General features: G+C 75.4%; 15 protein-coding genes. 4 read left to right on the top strand and 11 right to left on the bottom strand.

Translation table 11 applies throughout. The features are described from left to right. Positions 1-28 precede the first annotated feature (28 nt). The 5 genes from ACFYUY_RS37840 to ACFYUY_RS37820 all read right to left on the bottom strand — a co-directional run bounded on the left by ACFYUY_RS37840 (position 29) and on the right by ACFYUY_RS37820 (position 7,959). Positions 29-2,293: a SpoIIE family protein phosphatase gene (locus ACFYUY_RS37840; protein ID WP_387907723.1), complete on the bottom strand. Its 2,265-nt coding sequence runs from the start codon at positions 2,291-2,293 to the stop codon at positions 29-31. Continuing rightward, positions 2,290-6,396 carry a HAMP domain-containing protein gene (locus ACFYUY_RS37835; protein ID WP_387907720.1) on the bottom strand — a complete coding sequence of 1,369 codons (4,107 nt, stop codon included), beginning with the start codon at positions 6,394-6,396 and terminating at the stop codon, positions 2,290-2,292. The genes ACFYUY_RS37840 and ACFYUY_RS37835 overlap by 4 nt, the downstream gene beginning before the upstream one ends. 184 nt (positions 6,397-6,580) lie before the next feature. Further along, on the bottom strand, positions 6,581-6,946 hold the full coding sequence (locus ACFYUY_RS37830; protein ID WP_387907718.1) for an STAS domain-containing protein: 366 nt from the start codon (positions 6,944-6,946) through the stop codon (positions 6,581-6,583). A gap of 94 nt (positions 6,947-7,040) precedes the next feature. Then, the gene (locus ACFYUY_RS37825; RefSeq protein ID WP_360219908.1) at positions 7,041-7,526 is read right to left on the bottom strand and encodes an ATP-binding protein; all 486 of its coding nucleotides are present in this window, start codon (positions 7,524-7,526) and stop codon (positions 7,041-7,043) included. A gap of 10 nt (positions 7,527-7,536) precedes the next feature. Next, positions 7,537-7,959, bottom strand: a complete 423-nt coding sequence (locus tag ACFYUY_RS37820) for an STAS domain-containing protein (protein WP_360219911.1) — start codon at positions 7,957-7,959, stop codon at positions 7,537-7,539. 215 nt (positions 7,960-8,174) lie between these two features. On the opposite strand from ACFYUY_RS37820, the gene ACFYUY_RS37815 reads away from it, so the two are divergent. Further along, on the top strand, positions 8,175-8,348 hold the full coding sequence (locus ACFYUY_RS37815) for a CsbD family protein (protein ID WP_360219914.1): 174 nt from the start codon (positions 8,175-8,177) through the stop codon (positions 8,346-8,348). A gap of 622 nt (positions 8,349-8,970) precedes the next feature. Then, positions 8,971-10,095 (top strand): AI-2E family transporter, encoded by a 1,125-nt coding sequence (locus tag ACFYUY_RS37810; protein ID WP_387907715.1) that lies wholly within the window; start codon positions 8,971-8,973, stop codon positions 10,093-10,095. A gap of 21 nt (positions 10,096-10,116) precedes the next feature. Here ACFYUY_RS37810 and ACFYUY_RS37805 read toward each other — a convergent pair whose 3' ends face one another. Together ACFYUY_RS37805 and ACFYUY_RS37800 are read right to left on the bottom strand one after the other, a co-directional pair. Then, positions 10,117-10,737 (bottom strand): response regulator, encoded by a 621-nt coding sequence (locus ACFYUY_RS37805; RefSeq protein ID WP_387907757.1) that lies wholly within the window; start codon positions 10,735-10,737, stop codon positions 10,117-10,119. Between the two features lie 173 nt (positions 10,738-10,910). Then, entirely contained in the window at positions 10,911-11,765 is an 855-nt protein-coding gene (locus ACFYUY_RS37800; RefSeq protein WP_387907713.1) for a sensor histidine kinase, read from the bottom strand. 139 nt (positions 11,766-11,904) lie between these two features. Between ACFYUY_RS37800 and ACFYUY_RS37795 the strand changes: the two genes are divergently transcribed. Then, the gene (locus ACFYUY_RS37795; RefSeq protein WP_387907710.1) at positions 11,905-12,630 is read left to right on the top strand and encodes an ABC transporter ATP-binding protein; all 726 of its coding nucleotides are present in this window, start codon (positions 11,905-11,907) and stop codon (positions 12,628-12,630) included. After that, positions 12,627-14,936, top strand: a complete 2,310-nt coding sequence (locus ACFYUY_RS37790) for an FtsX-like permease family protein (RefSeq protein WP_360219929.1) — start codon at positions 12,627-12,629, stop codon at positions 14,934-14,936. The genes ACFYUY_RS37795 and ACFYUY_RS37790 overlap by 4 nt, the downstream gene beginning before the upstream one ends. Positions 14,937-14,960: 24 nt before the next feature. On the opposite strand, the gene ACFYUY_RS37785 is transcribed toward ACFYUY_RS37790, so the two are convergent. From ACFYUY_RS37785 to ACFYUY_RS37770, 4 genes are all read right to left on the bottom strand, one after another. Continuing rightward, a complete protein-coding gene (locus tag ACFYUY_RS37785) occupies positions 14,961-15,359 on the bottom strand; it encodes a cupin domain-containing protein (protein WP_387907708.1) in 399 nt (132 codons plus the stop codon). Positions 15,360-15,452: 93 nt separating this feature from the next. Continuing rightward, positions 15,453-16,184, bottom strand: a complete 732-nt coding sequence (locus ACFYUY_RS37780) for an MBL fold metallo-hydrolase (protein WP_387907706.1) — start codon at positions 16,182-16,184, stop codon at positions 15,453-15,455. A 48-nt stretch (positions 16,185-16,232) separates the two neighbouring features. Further along, a complete protein-coding gene (locus ACFYUY_RS37775) occupies positions 16,233-16,643 on the bottom strand; it encodes a hypothetical protein (protein ID WP_360219937.1) in 411 nt (136 codons plus the stop codon). Beyond that, a complete protein-coding gene (locus ACFYUY_RS37770) occupies positions 16,640-17,035 on the bottom strand; it encodes a hypothetical protein (protein WP_360219939.1) in 396 nt (131 codons plus the stop codon). Before ACFYUY_RS37770 ends, ACFYUY_RS37775 begins: the two co-directional genes overlap by 4 nt. Positions 17,036-17,052: the final 17 nt, after the last annotated feature.

The raw sequence follows: 17,052 nt of genomic DNA, 5'->3' as shown, positions 1-17,052 counted from the left end.
TCCGGGGGGCCGGCGCGTCCGGCCGGTCTCAGTCCCTCCGGACGGCGACCAGGCAGGTGTCGTCGTCGGTGTCGGAAGGGCTGAGCTCCAGCAACCGGTCGAGGAAGCCCTCCAGGTCCGGTCCGGGCGCTCCGGCCGCCCGGATCAGTTGGTCGACGGACTCCTCGACCGGCCGGTCCCGGCGCTCGACCAGGCCGTCGGTGTAGAGCAGCAGGACGTCCCCCGGGTCGAGCCGGGCGGTGTGCTCCTCGTAGGCCGCGTCCTCCAGGGCCCCGAGCAGCACGCCGTGCGGCAGCGGCAGGACCTCGGCGCCCGCGGCGCCCAGCCGGATCGGGGGCAGGTGCCCTGCCCGGGCCCAGTGCAGGCCACCGCCCGCCGGGTCGAGCAGGACGCAGACGGCGGTCGCGGTGACCTGCCCGGGCTCGCCCAGCGCGACGGTGTTGGCCCACTCCAGCATCCGGCCCGGCCCGGCCCCGGTGACGGCCAGGGCGCGCAGCGCGTGCCGCAGGGCGACCATGCCGGTGGCCGCCCCCACGCCGTGGCCGGCGACGTCCCCGACCGCGAGCAGCACCCGTCCGTCGGGCAGCGGCATGACGTCGTACCAGTCGCCACCGACCCGGTCCTTCTTGGCGGCCGGGCGGTAGCGCACGGCCGCCCGCAGGCCGCCCGGGCCCAGCGCCGGCGGGACGGTCGGCAGGATGGCCTGCTGGAGCCGCAGGGCCAGTTCGGCGCGCTCGGCGGACTCCTGCTCGGAGTCGGCGAGCCGCTCCCGGGTCGCGCCGAGCGCGACCTCCGTCCAGTGCTGCGCGGACACGTCGTGGTAGGCGCCGCGGACGGCGGCGAGGCGGCCGCCCGCGTCCAGCACGGGCTCGGCGATGACCCTGGTGTAGCGCTGCGCGCCGTCGGGACGGACCAGCCGGAAGACGGCGGAGGCGCTGCGGTGGCGGTGCCGGACGGTGTCCACCAGCCGGCGGATGGCCGGTTCGTCGTCGGGGTGGGCGTGCCGGCCGAGGTGGGCGAGCGGTACCGGCGCCGCTTCCGGCGGCAGCCCGAACAGCTCGTGCAGGCCCTCGCTCCAGCCGATCCGGCCCGTACCGGCCGGTTCCTCGAACCCGGCTACCCGGGCCAGCCGTTGGGCCTGGCGCAGCAGGTCGGCCTGCTGCGGCGCACCGGCCCGCGCCGGGCCCGGCTGCCAGCTGAGCAGCAGCCGGTCCCCGAGCGGGGCCACGGCGAGCCGGACGGTGCTCGGCAGGGGGTTCGCGCCGCGCTGGAACTCCAGCTCCAGCAGCGCCGCGGGCTGCGCGGCGCCGCTCTCGTGGCAGCGCAGCAGGTGCGCGAAGAGTCCGGTGGCGGCGGCGACGGGGTAGGCCTCCAGCAAGGAGGAGCCCTCCACCTCCGCGCGCGGGCGGCCGAGCGGATCGTGGAAGAGGTCGTTGACACGCAGGATCGCGAAGTCCGCGACCCGGCCGCCCCGCAGGACCGGTGCCAGCAGCAGGGCGGGGGTGAGCAGGCCGTCCGGCACCGCGCCCAGGTCGTCGTCTGCGGGCGGCTCCGCGGGGCCGTCGAGGAGGGTGGCGCACAGGTCGGCCAGGGCCCGCAACTGGCGGCGCTCGGCACTGCCGAGGCCGGGCGCCGGGGGCGGCCAGAGCACTTCCAGGGCTCCCCGGCGGCGGCCCCGCTCCAGCAGCGGAAGGACGGCCCGGACGGATCCGGGACCGACTGAGGGGCCCGCCGTCTCCGGGGTGCCGGGCCACAGGTCCCGCCCCAGGCCGACGGCCCGCTGCGCCGGGGTGGGGACGCCCGGTGGGACGCGGGCCCAGGCGGCCGCCTCCGCGGTGGGCAGTCCGGCCTGGGCGGCGAGGGCGAGGGCACCGTCGGCGAGGCACTGCCAGACGGCCACGGCGCGCACGCCGAGCGGCCCGCCGGTCTGGTCGAGGACGGCTTCGACGGCGTGCTGCAGCTCGGAACGCTCCCCGCCTGCGAACGCGGCCGGGCCCGGAGCGGCCACGGGCTCGCCGTCGGCCTCGCCCGGGTGCTCCGGCGCGGGCAGGCCCGCGACGTCGGCGGCCAACGCCGCGACGGGGACACCGGATTCCCGGGCGAGGCAGCCGAGATGGGCGGCCGCCTCGCCGAGCGACAGGCCGAGCCGTTCGGACAGGATGCCGGTCGCCAGGTCGACGACCGCCCGGGAGCGGTCCTCCGCCCGCATCCGCTCGACGGTGCGCTGAAGTCGGCGGACAGTCCCGGCCAGCGCCCGGGCGGTGCCGTCCTCTGGGTCCGGTCCCGGGCTCACGGCAGGTCCAGCACGTGCCGCATCCGGTCGAGGAGGCTGCCGATGTCCACGGGCTTGGTGACGTGGTCGTCCGCGCCGGCGGCGAGGCTGCGGTCCCGGTCGCCCGGCATCGCCTTGGCGGTGACGACGATGACCGGCAGCCGGGCGAAGCGGTCGTCGGCCCGGATGGCACCGATCGCGGCGTAGCCGTCCATGCCGGGCATCATCACGTCCATCAGGACCAGGGCGGTGTCGGGGTGGGCGTGCAGCAGGTCGAGCGCGCCGCCGCCGTCGGCGGCGTGCAGGACGTCCAGGCCGCGCTGTTCGAGGGCGGCGGTGAGCGCGAACACGTTGCGCACGTCGTCGTCGACGATCAGGACGGTCCGGCCGGCCAGGGGCCCGTTCGACGGCTCGGGCGCGGGCACTGCGGCCTCGACGGATTGCGGGGCGCCGCCGATCAGCTCGACCAGCCGCCCGCGCAACGCGTCCAGGCCACCGGGGAGTTCGAGGCCGCCGGCGGTCGCCGTGCCGGAGCGGGCCGCGGCGTCACCCTGGTGGCCGAGCACCGGGGTGTCGCCGTCCAGGGCCGGAAGCAGTACCGGAGCGAGGTCCCCGAAGTGGTCGAGGTCGAGGACGGCGCAGCGGTAGTGGCCCTGGACCAGGGCGGAGCGCAGGGCGGCCTCGTCCCCTGCGGCGCGGACCTCGACCGGCCCCGCCGAGGGCCCCGCGGACCGGACGGCGGCCCGGGCGATCATGGTGAGCAGACCGGGCGGTTCGGGTTCGACGACGAGGACGTGCCGCCGGTCGGCGTGGGGTTCGGCCGGCTCCCCGGTGGCGAGGTAGAGGGTGAAGCGGCTGCCCTCTCCGGCTCTGGACCGGACGACGATGGTGCCGCCGAGCAGCCGGGCCAGCTCCCGGCTGATGGACAGGCCCAGGCCGGTGCCCCCGTAGCGCCGGCTGGTGGTGCCGTCGGCCTGCTGGAAGGCGCCGAAGATGGCGTCCAGGTGGCCCGGGGCGATGCCGATGCCGGTGTCCTCGACGTGGAAGGCGACGGCCGCGGCCAGGTGGCCGAGCTCGGCCGGGAGGTCGGGGGCGCGGACGGGTTCGAGCCTCAGCTCGACCCGGCCGGTGTCGGTGAACTTGACGGCGTTGGAGAGCAGGTTGCGCAACACCTGGCGCAGCCGGGCCTGGTCGGTGACGAGTCGTTCCGGCACGGCCTCGTCGACGGTGACCTCGAAGCCGAGGCCCTTCTGGTCGGCGAGCGGCCGGAAGGTGGACTCCACGTAGTCAAGCAGCTCGTGCACGGCGAAGGGTTCGGGGCTCAGCTCCATCTTGCCGGCCTCGACCTTGGACAGGTCGAGGATGTCGTTGATGAGCTGGAGCAGGTCGGCGCCGGCCGAGTGGATGACACCCGCGTACTCCACCTGCTTGGGGGTGAGGTTGCCGGCGGCGTTCTGGGCGAGCAGCTGGGCGAGGATGAGCAGGCTGTTCAGCGGGGTGCGCAGCTCGTGGCTCATGTTGGCCAGGAACTCCGACTTGTACATCGAGGTGAGGCTCAACTGGCGGGCGCGCTCCTCGAGTTCCTGCCGGGCCTGTTCGATCTCCAGGTTCTTGGCCTCGATGTCGCGGTTGCGTTCCGCGAGCAGCGCCGCCTTCTCCTCCAGTTCCGCGTTGGAGCGCCGCAGCTCCTCCTGCCCCTCCTGCAACTCCTCCGAGCGGGCCTGCAGTTCGGCGGTGAGCCGCTGGGACTCGCCGAGCAGTTCGTCGGTGCGGGCGTTGGCGAGCAGGGTGCCGATGTTGACGCCGCACGCCTCGGCGAACTGCTCCAGGAAGTCCCGGTGGACTTCGGTGAACGGGTGGACGGAGGCGAACTCCAGCACGCCGAGCAGCCACTCCTCCAGGGCGATCGGCAGGATCAGGACGGCCCGGACGTCGGCCGACCCGGCACCGGAGGAGATGGTCGCGTAGCCGGGTGGCAGGTCGTCCACGGCCACGGTGCGCCGGGTGCGGGCGGCCTGGCCGACCAGGGTCTCGCCGAGCCGCAACCGCTCGTCGGGCAGTCCTTCCGCCGACCGGCCGTAGGCGCTGATCAGGGCGAGTTCGGGGCCGTCCGCGCCCTCCTCGGCGAGGAAGAAGGCCCCGTACTGGGCGCCCACCAGCGGAGTGAGTTCGTCGGTGATCATCTCGGCCACGGAGCGGACGTCCCGGCGCCCCTGGAGGGCGGCCGCGAAGCGGGCGAGGTTGGTCTTCAACCAGTCCTGTTCCTGGTTGGCCAGGGTGGTCTCGCGCAGGGAGCCGACCATGGCGTTGATGTTGTCCTTGAGGTCGGCGACCTCGCCGGAGGCGTCCACGGTGATCGATCGGGTGAGGTCCCCGGCGGCGACGGCGCTGGTGACCGCGGCGATCGCGCGGACCTGCCGGGTGAGGTTGCCCGCCAGCTCGTTGACGTTCTCGGTGAGCCGCTTCCAGGTGCCGGACACCCCCTCCACGCGGGCCTGCCCGCCCAGGCGGCCCTCGCTGCCGACCTCCCGGGCCACCCTGGTCACCTCGGCGGCGAAGGAGCCCAGCTGGTCGACCATCGTGTTGACGGTCGTCTTGAGCTCCAGGATCTCCCCCCGCGCGTCGACGTCGATCTTGCGGGTGAGGTCGCCCTTGGCCACCGCCGTGGTCACCTGGGCGATGTTGCGGACCTGGCTGGTCAGGTTGTGCGCCATGAAGTTGACGTTGTCGGTGAGGTCCTTCCACGTCCCCGCGACGTTGGGAACGCGGGCCTGGCCGCCGAGGATGCCCTCGGTGCCGACCTCGCGGGCGACCCTGGTCACCTCGTCGGCGAACACCGACAGCGTGTCCACCATGGTGTTGATCGCGTCCGCCAGGGCGGCGACCTCGCCCTGGGACTCCACGGTGATCTTCCGGGAGAGGTCTCCGCGCGCGACGGCCGTCGCCACGTCGGACATCGACCTGACCTGGCCGGTGAGGTTGGACGCCATCACGTTGACGTTGTCGGTGAGGTCCTTCCAGGTGCCGGAGACGCCCCGGACGGTGGCCTGGCCGCCGAGGTTGCCGGCCGTGCCCACCTCGCGGGCGACCCTGGTCACCTCGTCGGCGAACGCGGACAGCTGGTCGACCATCGTGTTGATGGTCTCCTTCAGCTCCAGGATCTCGCCCCGGGCGTCCACCCGGATCTTCTGGCTCAGGTCGCCCTCGGCGACGGCGGTGGTCACCTCGGCGATCGCGCGCACCTGGGCGGTGAGGTTGTCGGCCATCACGTTCACGGACTCGGTGAGGTCGCGCCAGGTGCCGGAGACGTCCCGGACGTCGGCCTGGCCGCCGAGCCGGCCCTCGGTGCCGACCTCCCGGGCCACCCTGGTCACCTCGGCGCCGAAGGAACCCAGCTGGTCGACCATGGTGTTGATGGTGGTCTTCAGCTCCAGGATCTCGCCCCGGGCCGTCACGGTGATCTTCTGGGTCAGGTCCCCCTCGGCGACGGCGGTGGCGACCTGGGCGATCGCCCGGACCTGGCCGGTCAGGTTGCCGGCCATGAAGTTCACGGAGTCGGTGAGGTCGCGCCACGTCCCGGCGACGCCCTTGACGTCGGCCTGGCCGCCGAGGATGCCCTCGGTGCCGACCTCCCGCGCCACCCTGGTCACCTCGTCCGCGAAGGCCGAGAGCTGGTCGACCATCGTGTTGACGGTGTTCTTCAGCTCCAGGATCTCGCCCCGGGCGTCGACCTCGATCTTCTGGGTCAGGTCGCCCTCGGCGACCGCCGTGGTCACCTGGGCGATGTTGCGGACCTGCCAGGTGAGGTTGCCGGCCATCGCGTTGACCGAGTCGGTGAGGTCCGCCCAGGTGCCGGCCGCGCCCGGCACCTGCGCCTGGCCGCCGAGGCGCCCGTCGGTGCCGACCTCCCGGGCCACCCTGGTCACCTCCGAGGTCAACCGGGACAGCTGGTCCGCCATGCCGTTGAAGACCGTGGCGATCTCCCCCAGCACCCCGGGCTGGTCGGGCGTGAGCCTCGTCCCGAAGTCGCCGTCGCGCACAGCGGTCAGCCCGGCCAGCAGCTGCCGCAGGGCCTGTCCGGCCGGGTCGGCGGGCCGCGCACCGGGTGCCGGCTGCTCGTCCATCCTGTCACCGTCCCGCACGGACGCACGGCCCCAGCGCCGACGGGCGGGCTGCGGCTCGTGGGGGCGGCGGGCGCCGCCCTGCTCCCACTCTGCCACCGGCGGGCGGCGGGCGGGCGGGCGGACGGGGTGCCTCCCCCGCCTGGTCCGGGCCGTGGTGCGGGCCCGGGCCGTGGCGGCGGGCCGCTCACTCCGGCACGGAGTCGCGGACCGGGAGCGCGTGGGTGGCACCGGTCAGTTCGAGCATCCTGAGCACCATCGGACGGGGGCGGGCGAGCTCGACCCGGCCACCCCCGGCCACCGCCCGCTTGTGGGCGCGGAGCATCACGTTGAGACCGCTGGAGTCGCAGAACTCCAGGCCCGCGCAGTCGAGCACGACCACGGTGCCGGGGACGGCCAGGACGGCGTCCAGGGCCACGGTCAGGGCGCCGGCCGTGTCGAGGTCGAGCTCGCCCACGAGGGTGAGGACGGTGCCGCGTTCCCACGGGCGGGCGACCGCGGTGAACCCGAGCGTCTCCGGTACGGGCTGCGCGTCCCTGGGTCGGCGCGTCATGGCGGCGGCTCCCTTCCTTTCCCGGGCCGTCCACGGCGACGGCTCCCCGCCCCACGGGTATCCGCTGCGGGGAACCGGAAACGCCGCGGGGGCCTCAGGCCCGGTGGGCCCCGTCGGCCGGGCGGCCCAGCGGCGACGGCACCTCCAGCCAGACCGCCTTCCCCCCGCCCTCGGGCAGCGATCCCCAGGACCGGGCCAGGCGGTCCACCACCCGCAGCCCGTGGCCGCCGGGCCGGCCCGGGTCGATGAGCGGCTGCAGCCTCGGCGGCACCGGGCTGGCGTCGACGACCTCCACCCGCAGCCGCTCGCCGTCCCAGCGCAGCCGCAGCTCCCGCGGCCCCCCGGCGTGCAGGCACGCGTTGGTGACCAGTTCCGAGACCATCAGCAGGACGTCCTCCGTCACGGCCTGCCGCTCGTCGTCGAGCGCCGACAGCCAGTGCCACGTGACCAGGGCCGAGAGGCTGAACTCGCGGCAGCGCGCCACCGCCCCGTCGGCCCCGTCCAGGACCAGCCGCCTGATCCGCTCGGCACCCGGCGTCCGTCCGGGGTCGTGCGGGAGCCCGTCCGCGGCACGTGTCACACCGGCCTCCTCACGTCGGGTCGGCGACGGACTCGGACGCCGGGCCGGCTGTGCCCAGCGCGGCGTCGAGGTCCGGGTGGATGCGCAGGACGGTGTCGGCCCCGGTGATCTCGAACAGCCTGGCCACCACCCCGCGCGCACCGGCCAGCTCCAGGCGCACCCCGTCCGCCCCGGTGTCCTGACGCGCGCGGAGCAGCAGGTTCAGCCCGGTCGAGTCGCAGAACCGCAGACCGGCGAGGTCGACGACGATCCGCCGCTCGTCCTCCTCCCCGGGCCCGGCGAGCGCCGCGCGCAGGGTGTCCGCCGTGTCGCGGTCCAGCTCGCCCTCGACGGAGACCACCCGGACCGGGCCCTCCCGCCGCGCCGTGACCCGCAGCCCACCGGGGCCCTGCTCCTCCGCGCCCGCACCGGGCGGTTCGGCTGACCGTGGCATGGCGGGCTCCTGGTCGGGTTGCGGCGGCGGTGTGCCGTCCCGACCATCATGCCGCGCACGGCCCCGGGATGCGCGGACGGACGGCGTCCACCCGTCCGGCGCCCGCGCCGAGGGGTGCGCCGTGCATGGAACAGCCGTGCATGGAACACCGGAGTCCGGGCACACGCGGCCCAGGGCGGGCACCGCCCTGACCGCGAGACGAGAGGAGCCCCGTCGTGGGTACCGACGACAAGCTGCGCAATGCCGCCGACAAGGCCAAGGGCAAGGTCAAGGAGGTCACCGGGCGGGCCACCGGGGACCGCTCGATCGAGGCGAAGGGCCGCGCCGAGCAGGCAAAGAGCGACCTCAAGCAGGCCGCCGAGAAGATCAAGGACGCCGGCCGGCACTGACCAGGCGCCGGGCGGCCGCCCCGCGGCGGCCTGCGCGGCCCGAGGAGGCGAGAGACGTGGACGACAGCTCGCAGGACCCACCGGTGCGGGCGGAGACGCCCGAGTCCCGGATGACCGGGGAGGGTGGCAGGCTTCCACCCGAGCAGGAGAAGCGCAAGGGGCCGGAGGACGGCCCTGAGTACGAGGTGACCGACCCGGTGGAGGAGCCGCGACCGCACGGCCGGTCCGGCCGCCCGGGGCCTCCGGACAGATGATCACAGCACCGTCCGGCGCACTCCGGCGAACGGGTGGTCCGGCACGGTGATCCGGCGCGCGGCGGCGTCGCCTCCGGGACGCGGCCGCGCGCCGGGCGGTAGACCTGGGGGCCGCCCGCCGCACCGGCGGGCCGGCCGCCCGGGAGCGGCGGGGGCGGGAGCGGCAGCACGGTCGGACCGTCGATGCGGTGCCGGCCCGTGCCCACGGCGCCCTCCTCCCCCCGGGGCTCCCGGCGGTGGGCCGCCGGGGGCACGGCCGCCCGACCGGGCGGCCCCGCCACACGACCGAGACCACGACCCCTGGGAGGCGGCCCGTGCGCGACACCGGCCACCGACCGCCCCGGCCGGCTGCCGGGCGGCGGCCCCGCGTGCCCGCGCCCCGGCCACGGCCGGCCCCGCCCCACGCCACCGTCCCGCCCGGGCTGCGGACGGCGGCCGCCTACACCTGGCGGCTGCTCCTGTTCGGCATCACCGGCTACCTCGTGGTGCAGGTCCTGGGCGAGCTCCAACTCCCGGTCGTCGCCCTGTTCCTGGCGCTGGTGATCACCTCCGTGCTGCGGCCGCTGGTCGACCTGCTGGCCCGGCGGATGCCGCGCGCGCTCGCCGTGCTGGTGTCCTTCCTCACCGCGATCGCGGTGGTCCTGGGGGTGCTCACGCTGGTCGGCACCACGGTGGCGGGCGAGTGGAGCCGGCTGGGCGAGGAGCTGCACGGTGGCCTGGCCCGGCTCGACCACTCCTTGAGCGGTGCGCCGTTCCACGTCCGTCCGGGCACCGTCACCGACTTCCGGTCCAAGCTCGGCGAGTTCCTCTCCGAGCACCGGTCCACGCTGATCAGCACCGCGATCAGCAGTGCCGGCCGGGTCGTCGAACTGGTCACCACGGCCGCCCTCGGCCTGTTCTGCTCGGTGTTCTTCCTGCACTCCGGCGACCGGATGTGGGGCTGGGCGGAGCGCCAACTACCCGCCGGGGCCCGGTCGGTGTGGAGCCGGGCGGGGCGGGTCGGCTGGCAGACCTTCGCCGGGTACACCCGGGGCGTGCTGATCGTCGCGTCGACCAACGCCGTGCTGGTCGGCATCGCCCTGTCGGTGCTCGGCGTCCCGCTGGTGCTGCCGTTGACGGTGCTGGAGTTCGTCGCCGCGCTCGTCCCCCTGATCGGATCGCCGATCGCGCTCGCCATCGCCTCGCTGGTCGCCCTGGCCGTGCGCGGGCCGGTGGTCGCCCTGCTGGTGCTCGGGCTGATCGTGGTGATCGGCCAGATCGAGGGCCACCTGCTGCACCCCCTGGTACTGGGCTGGTCGGTCCGGATCCACCCCGTGGCGGTGGCCCTGTCCGTCACCGGCGGCGCCGTCCTGGCCGGGGTGCTGGGCGCGGTCGTGGCGGTGCCCGTGGTCTCGGTGGCCTGGGCCGTGATCAGCGAGCTGCGCGACGGCGGTCCGCCCGCACCACCCCGGGCCCCACCAGCGGTCGGGCGGCCCCGCCGTCGCCAGCGGTGAGCCCGGGAGCGCCGGCCCGGTTCACCCCGCCCCCGGCGCGACGAGCCCGGTCTCGTACGCGAGGACCACGGCCTGGGCCCGGTCGCGCAGGTTCAGCTTGGCGAAGATCCGGGCCACGTGGGTCTTCACCGTCGACTCGCTGAGGGTCAGTTCGCGGGCCAGCTCGGTGTTGGACAGCCCTCGCCCGAGCAGGGCGAGCACCTCCGCCTCGCGCGGGGTGAGCGGGGCGAGGTCGCGGTGCAGCGGCGGGCCGTCCGCGCCGGGGGCCGGGCGCGGCGCACCGGCCGCGAACCGCTCGACCAGCCGCCGGGTGATCGAGGGGGCGAGCAGGGCGTCCCCGGTGTCCACCAGCCGGACGGCGGCGGCGAGGTGCGCGGAGGTGACGTCCTTGAGCAGGAAGCCGCTGGCCCCGGCGGAGAGGGCGGCGTAGACGTAGTGGTCGAGGTCGAAGGTGGTCAGCATGATCACCCGGCAATCGGGCACCTCGGCGAGGATGCGGCGGGCGGCCTCCAGGCCGTCCGTGCCGGGCATCCGGATGTCGAGCAGGGCGACGTCGGGCCGGTGCAGGACGGCGGCGGCCACCGCCTCCGCGCCGTCCCCGGCCTCCGCGACCACGTCGATGCCGCGCGCGGTGAGGATCATCCGGAAGCCGGTGCGGACCAGCTCCTGGTCGTCGGCGATCACCACCCGGGGGCGGCGGTCCCGGTCCGGACCGTGCTCCCCCGCGTCCGCCCGCCGGGCCTGCTCCCTCACGTCTCTCCCCCGGTCCTGTTCCCCCGCCTCTCCCGGCCCTCCGCCGACCTCGGTGCCCGCCGTCACGGCCGGTCCAGCGGGATCCGGGCACGGACCCGGAAGCCGCCGCCGAGCCGGCGCCGGGCGTCCAGGTCCCCGCCGTACACCGCGACCCGTTCGCGCAGGCCGAGCAGCCCGCGCCCGGCCCCGTCGGGCCGCTTCGCCGGCACCGCGGCGGGTGTGCCGGAGGACCCGGCCGGTCCGCCGGCGAGCACGCTCGGCCCGCTGTTGAGCACCTCGACGCGCAGGTAGTGGTCCGCGTACCGCACCGTCACCTCCGCCGTCACCCCGTCCCCGTGCTTGAGCGCGTTGGTCAGCGCCTCCTGGACGATCCGGTACGCCGTCACGTCGATGCCGCCGGGCAGCGGCCGCGGCTCGCCGGAGATCCGCACCTCCACCGGCAGCCCGGCGAAGGCGAACCGGTCGATCAGCGGGCTGAGCCGGCTCAGGCTCGGCTGCGGCGCGAAGCCGTCCCCGTGCGGCTCCTCACCGCCGTCCGCGGCGGGGGCGAGCAGGCCGAGCAGGTGCCGCAGTTCGGTCATGGCGTCCCGCCCGGCGGCCTCGACGGCGCCCATCGCCGCCGCGGCCTCCTCGGGCATGGTCGTCACCACCTCGCGGGCCGCCCCGGCCTGAACCACCATCAGGCTCACGTTGTGGCTGACGATGTCGTGCAGTTCGGCGGCGATCCGCGCCCGTTCGGCGTCCACCGCGGTGCGGGCGGCGCTCTCGCGCTCCCGCTCCAGCAGCCAGCCGCGCTCGCCGATGGCCGCCCGGTGCGACCTGCGCGCCCGGCCGAGCGCGACGGCCAGCCAACCGGCGCACGCGCACGCCGCCCCGGCCACCGCGACGGCGGCCCACTCCCACCCGATTCCCCACACGACGTCAGCTTCGCAGGTCACAGCATGATCCACATCATCCGGGGGTGCCGCACCCGTACATCTCCGGTACTACGGCGGCCCGCGGTTACACCCGGGGTGGGACGTGGCACCCGGGTGTCGGTGCCTACCGTCGTGCACCATGAGCAATGACCACGACGGGACCTCCCGGCCGGACGACGCCCAGGTCGTCGTCGAGCTGTCCGGGGTCCACAAGGAGTTCGGCGACGCCAAGGCGCTCGACGGCGTCGACCTGCGGATCCGGGCGGGCGAGGCGGTGGCCGTGATGGGCCCCTCCGGGTGCGGCAAGTCCACCCTGCTGAACATGGTGGCCGGGGTGGACCGGCCCACCGCCGGCACGGTCCGGGTGCAGGGACAGGACCTCGGGCAGCTGAACGAGACCGGGCTGGCCCTGTTCCGCCGCCGGCACATCGGCATGATCTTCCAGTTCTTCAACCTCATCGACGACCTCCCCGCCCTCGACAACGTCGCCCTGGCCGCGCAGCTGACCGGGGCCCCCGCCCGCCAGGCGCGCCGCCGGGCCCTGGAACTGCTGGACGAACTCGGCGTCGCCCACCGGCGGGACGTCTACCCGGCCGCGCTCAGCGGAGGCGAGCGCCAGCGGGTCGCGGTGGCCCGGGCCCTGATGAACCGTCCGGCCCTGCTGCTCGCGGACGAGCCGACCGGCGCGCTCGACAGCCGCTCCGGCGAACAGGTGATGGACCTGCTGATCGACCTCAACCAGATCGGACAGACCCTGCTCATCGTCACCCACGACGCCGGTCTGGCCACCCGCTGCGCCAGCCGCCTGGTCGAGGTCGCGGACGGCCGGGTGGCGCGCGAGCGGATGCTGGAGGCCTCGTCGTGAACGGCGCCGTGTGGCGGGCGTCCCGCGCGGCGGTCAGGCGCCGCCGGCTGCAGACCGTGGTGATCGGCCTGGTCGTCTTCTGCTCCACCGCGACCCTCCTGCTGGCCCTGGCGGTGATCAGCGCCGCCCGGGCCCCCTTCGACGAGGCCTTCGGCGCCCAGCACGGAGCCCACCTCGTGGCGGCCTTCGACCCGGCCGCGGCCTCCGCCGAGCAGCTGGCCGCCACCGCCCACCGGCCGGGCGTCCAGGCCGCCGCCGGGCCGTTCGACCAGGCCGTGGTCGAGATCCCGACCGACTGGATCGGCCGCCCGCCCGGCCCGCTCACCCTGGTGGGCCGCCCCGACCCGGGCGGCCCGGTCGACCGGGTGGAGCTGCTCGCCGGCCGCTGGGCCACCGCGCCCGGCGAGGTGGTGATCCAGGAGCCGTTCGGCGGCGCCGCTGTGGCCTTCCTCGGCCGGCCGCTCACCACCGCCACCGGACTGCGGCTCACCGTCGTCGGCTTCGCCACCAGCATGAGCCAGACCGCCGGCGGCTGGGTGACCCCCGGACAGGCGGCGGCCCTGCACCCCACCGGCCGGCAGATGCTCTACCGCTTCACCGACGCGGGCACCCAGGAGCGGGTGACGGCCTCCCTCGGCACGGCCACCGCGGGCCTGCCGGAGAGCGCGGTGGTCAGCACGCAGTCGTACCTGACGCTCAAGCAGGCCTTCTCGGCGGGCGCCGACGCCTACCTTCCGCTGATGACGGTGTTCGGGGTGCTCGGCCTGGTGGTCGCCACCCTGATCGTCGGCAACGTGGTCAGCGGCGCCGTCGTCTCCGGCTACCGGCACATCGGCGTGCTGAAGTCGATCGGCTTCACCCCGCGGCAGGTGGTCACCGTCTACCTGACCATGGTCTCGGTGCCCGCGATCGCCGGGGCGGTCCTCGGCACCGCGGCCGGCTGGGCGGCGTCGCCCCCGCTCCTGCAGGCGGCCTTCAGCGGGATCGTGACCGGCACCGCCGTGATCGAGCCGGCCGGCTGGCTTCCCGCCGCCACCCTGCTCGGAGTCCCGCTGCTGGTCGCCGCGGCCGCACTGGTCCCGGCCTCACGGGCCCACCGGCTCTCCGCCGCGCAGGCGATCTCGGCCGGCAGCGCACCGCGCACCGGGCGCGGGCTGAAGGTCCAGCGGTGGCTGGGCTCCACCCGGCTGCCGCGCGCCGTCAGCCTGGGCCTCGGCCAGCCCTTCGCCCGGCCGGCCCGCACCGCGCTGACCATGTCGGCGATCGTGCTCGGCGTGGTCACCGTGACGGTGACCACCGGGGTGAACGGCACCCTGTCGCGGTCCCTGGCCCCGCCCGACGGCCGGATCCACGTCAATGTGCAGACCGCCCACTTCACCGGCAGCACGACCGAGCCGCGGCTGGACCCGGCCCGGACCGAGGCGATGCTGCGTGCCGCCCCCGGCGCCGAACGGGTCGTCACCCGGGGGCTCGTCCAGCTGGGCCTGGTCGGCTACACCCGGCCCGTCTTCGCCGACTTCTACGGCGGCGACTCCATCGCCGATGCCCGCTGGCTCCGGACGGTCAAGGGGCACCCGGCGACCGGGCCGGCCGAGATCCAGGTCGGGCCGGCCTTCCTCGACCAGCGGGGGCTCCGACTCGGCGACCGGATCACCCTGGACCTGGAGGGGCGGCAGCTGACCGTCACCATCGTCGGGGAGCTGCTCGAGGGCAATCCGAACGCGATCACCTCCAACGACACCGTCCGGGCGGCGCTCACCGCGGACCCGCACGCGGTCGAGTACGACGTGCGGCTCGCCGACGGCGCCGACGCCGAGGCCTACCGGAGGGCCGTGACGGCGGCCGACCCGAGCCTCACGCCCTCCGTCGTCAGGGCCCACGAGGACGGGGCGACCGTCGCGATCCGGACGTTCACCACAGTCTTCACCGTCCTGCTGTCGGTGGTCGCCGCGCTCGGCGTCTTCAACACGCTGCTGCTGACCGTCCGTGAGCGCCGCCGCGATCTCGGCATGCTGAAGTCGATCGGGATGACGCCCCGGCAGGTCGTCGCCATGACGGTCACCTCGGTGGCCTGGCAGGGTGCGCTCAGCGGGGTCATCGGCATCCCGGTGGGGGTGGCGGCGCACCGGCTGATCGTCGAGAACGTGCGGATCATCGACTTCACGGAGGGGATGATCGACGTGTGGAGCACTCCGCTGCTCGCCGGTCTCGCCCTCGCGGGCGTCGCGATCGCCGTCCTCGGCGCGCTCGTCCCGGCCCGCGCGGCGGCCCGTCTGCCGATCGCCGAGGTGCTGCACAACGAGTGACGGATCGGGGCACCGCGGCTCGGGTCAGCGGTCCTGGTGCCGGATCTGCAGGCCCGGGCGGCGGCGGTGCACCGTGAGGTAGGAAACGCCCCGGTCGCCCGCGGTGAGGCTGCGGGTGGAGCCGTGCGGCAGCCAGAACAGGCCGCCCTCGGTGAGCGGCTGCCGCTCCGGGCCCACGTGCAGGGTGGCGTCACCGGCGACGACCAGGACGAGGACGTCGAGGTCCGGTTCGGTGTGGGTGTCGATGCGGCCGCCCGGCGGGACGTGGACGAGGTTGGCGTCCAGCTGCCGACCGGGCTCGGCCAGCCGCCACAGCGCCCCCGCCGGTGCCGGATCGAGCGCCGCGAGCGCCCTGGTGTCGCAGAGCAGCTTGGGGACGGGGGCGCCGCCCGCGGCGGGGGGCTCGGTGCGTGCTCCGGTCATCTGAGGTCACCCGTCGACGTGTGGACTGGACTGGGAACGATTGTCCCCCGGCCGGCCCCCGGCGCCGGACCGGGCACGCGGCCCGGTCCGGCGTCACAGCGGGATGGTCATGCCCTCCTCGGCCGCGGTCACCTCGCCCGGGAAGGCTTCACGCGCCTCGGCGATCGACCGTGCCCGGTCGGCCCCGGGCCAGAAGTGGGTGAGCAGCAGGCGGTCGACGCCGCACCGCCCGGCCCAGGACCCGGCGTCCGCGGCGCTCATCAGGTACGGGTCCGCGGCCGGCCCGCCCTGCAGGGTCGCGCCGGCGACGAACAGGTCCGCTCCGGCCGCCAGCCGCTCCAGCGCCGGGCCCGGTCCGGCGTCGCCGCTGTAGGCGAGGGTCAGGCCCGGAGCCGTCAGCCGGACGCCCGCGTGCGGGACGTGGTGCGGCAGCGGCTCGGCGTCCAGCCGCAGCGGCCCCACCCGGTGGGCGGCCGGAAGGGGGTGCACGTCGAACACCTCGTGCAGGTCCTCGGTCGGCTCCATCGCCTGGACGCGTGCCACGACCCCGGGCGGGCAGTACAGCGGCACCCGTGGACCGCGCTGCGGCGCGAAGTAGCGGGCCCGGCACAGCGCGCTGAGGTCGGCGCAGTGGTCGGGGTGCTCGTGGGTGACGACGACGGCGTCCACCCGGCCGTCGGGGCAGTGCTCCAGCAGCCGGGGGAAGGTCGCGTAACCGAGGTCGAGGACCAGCCGGAACCCGTCGTACTCCAGCAGGAAGCCGCTGGCGGCCCGGCCGGCCTCGGGCCACGCCCCGCACGTCCCCAGGACAGTCAGTGCTCGCACCGGCCGATGCTCTCACGTCCGGGCGGGGCGGTGGGCCCGGTTTCCGGTTCACGGCCGCAGCAGGGTCACCTCGCGGGCGTGCGCGGACTGGACGTCCGGGGCCCAGTCGCCGGTGCAGTAGACGGAGAGCTCGTCGATCCGGCCGTCGCGGACGTCGGCGCGCATCATCTCCCGGCAGTACCAGTGGCCCTGGTCGTCCGTCCAGCGCTCCTCGAACTCCACCACCAGCCCGGTCCCGGTCGCGTCGACGCGGTGGCGCGGGACGCGGCCGAGGGCGGGGTGGCTGCGCCGGCGCAGGGCGACCAGCGCGTCCGGGCCGGAGGCCTGCAGCCGCCACTGCGGCAGGCTGAGGTCGACGAGGACGTCGTCGGTGAAGAGGCCGTCGGGCGCGGTGTTGGTCTCCAGGAACCGGACGAAGAGGCCGGCCAGTTCCTCGGCGCGGGCCTGGTCGGTGGTCATGCCGCCGCCTCCTCCAGGTTGCGGCCGATGACGGCCATCGTGCGGCCGAGCTCGGCGGTGGGGCTGAACTCGACGGTCTCGGTGCCGGCGAACAGCAGCGGGAGGTGGCCGGGGGCGCCGTAGTAGCTGTCCCCAGCGCGGAAGACCTCGTCGTGGTCCGCGTAGCGGAACACGATCCGGCCGGTGAGCACCTGGCCCCAGTGCGGGCACTGGCAGCGGTCGTCGGGCAGGCCACGGAAGAGCGGCGCCGGGTCCAGGTCCTGCTTCACGGTCTCGTAGCCGACGGTGTACGGGCCGATCTCGGCGTAGCGGCCCTCGATGACCGGCTCGTCGACCCGGAGCTCGGCCTCGGTCTTGCTGGTGCGCGGCATGGTGTCCTGCCTCGGTCTCACGGCCGTACATCCGTCGT

Source organism: Kitasatospora sp. NPDC004745 (assembly GCF_042873275.1).
Taxonomy (GTDB): domain Bacteria; phylum Actinomycetota; class Actinomycetes; order Streptomycetales; family Streptomycetaceae; genus Kitasatospora.
Note: the sequence above shows the minus strand (reverse complement) of the source record. Positions and strands in the feature narration are given on the sequence as shown.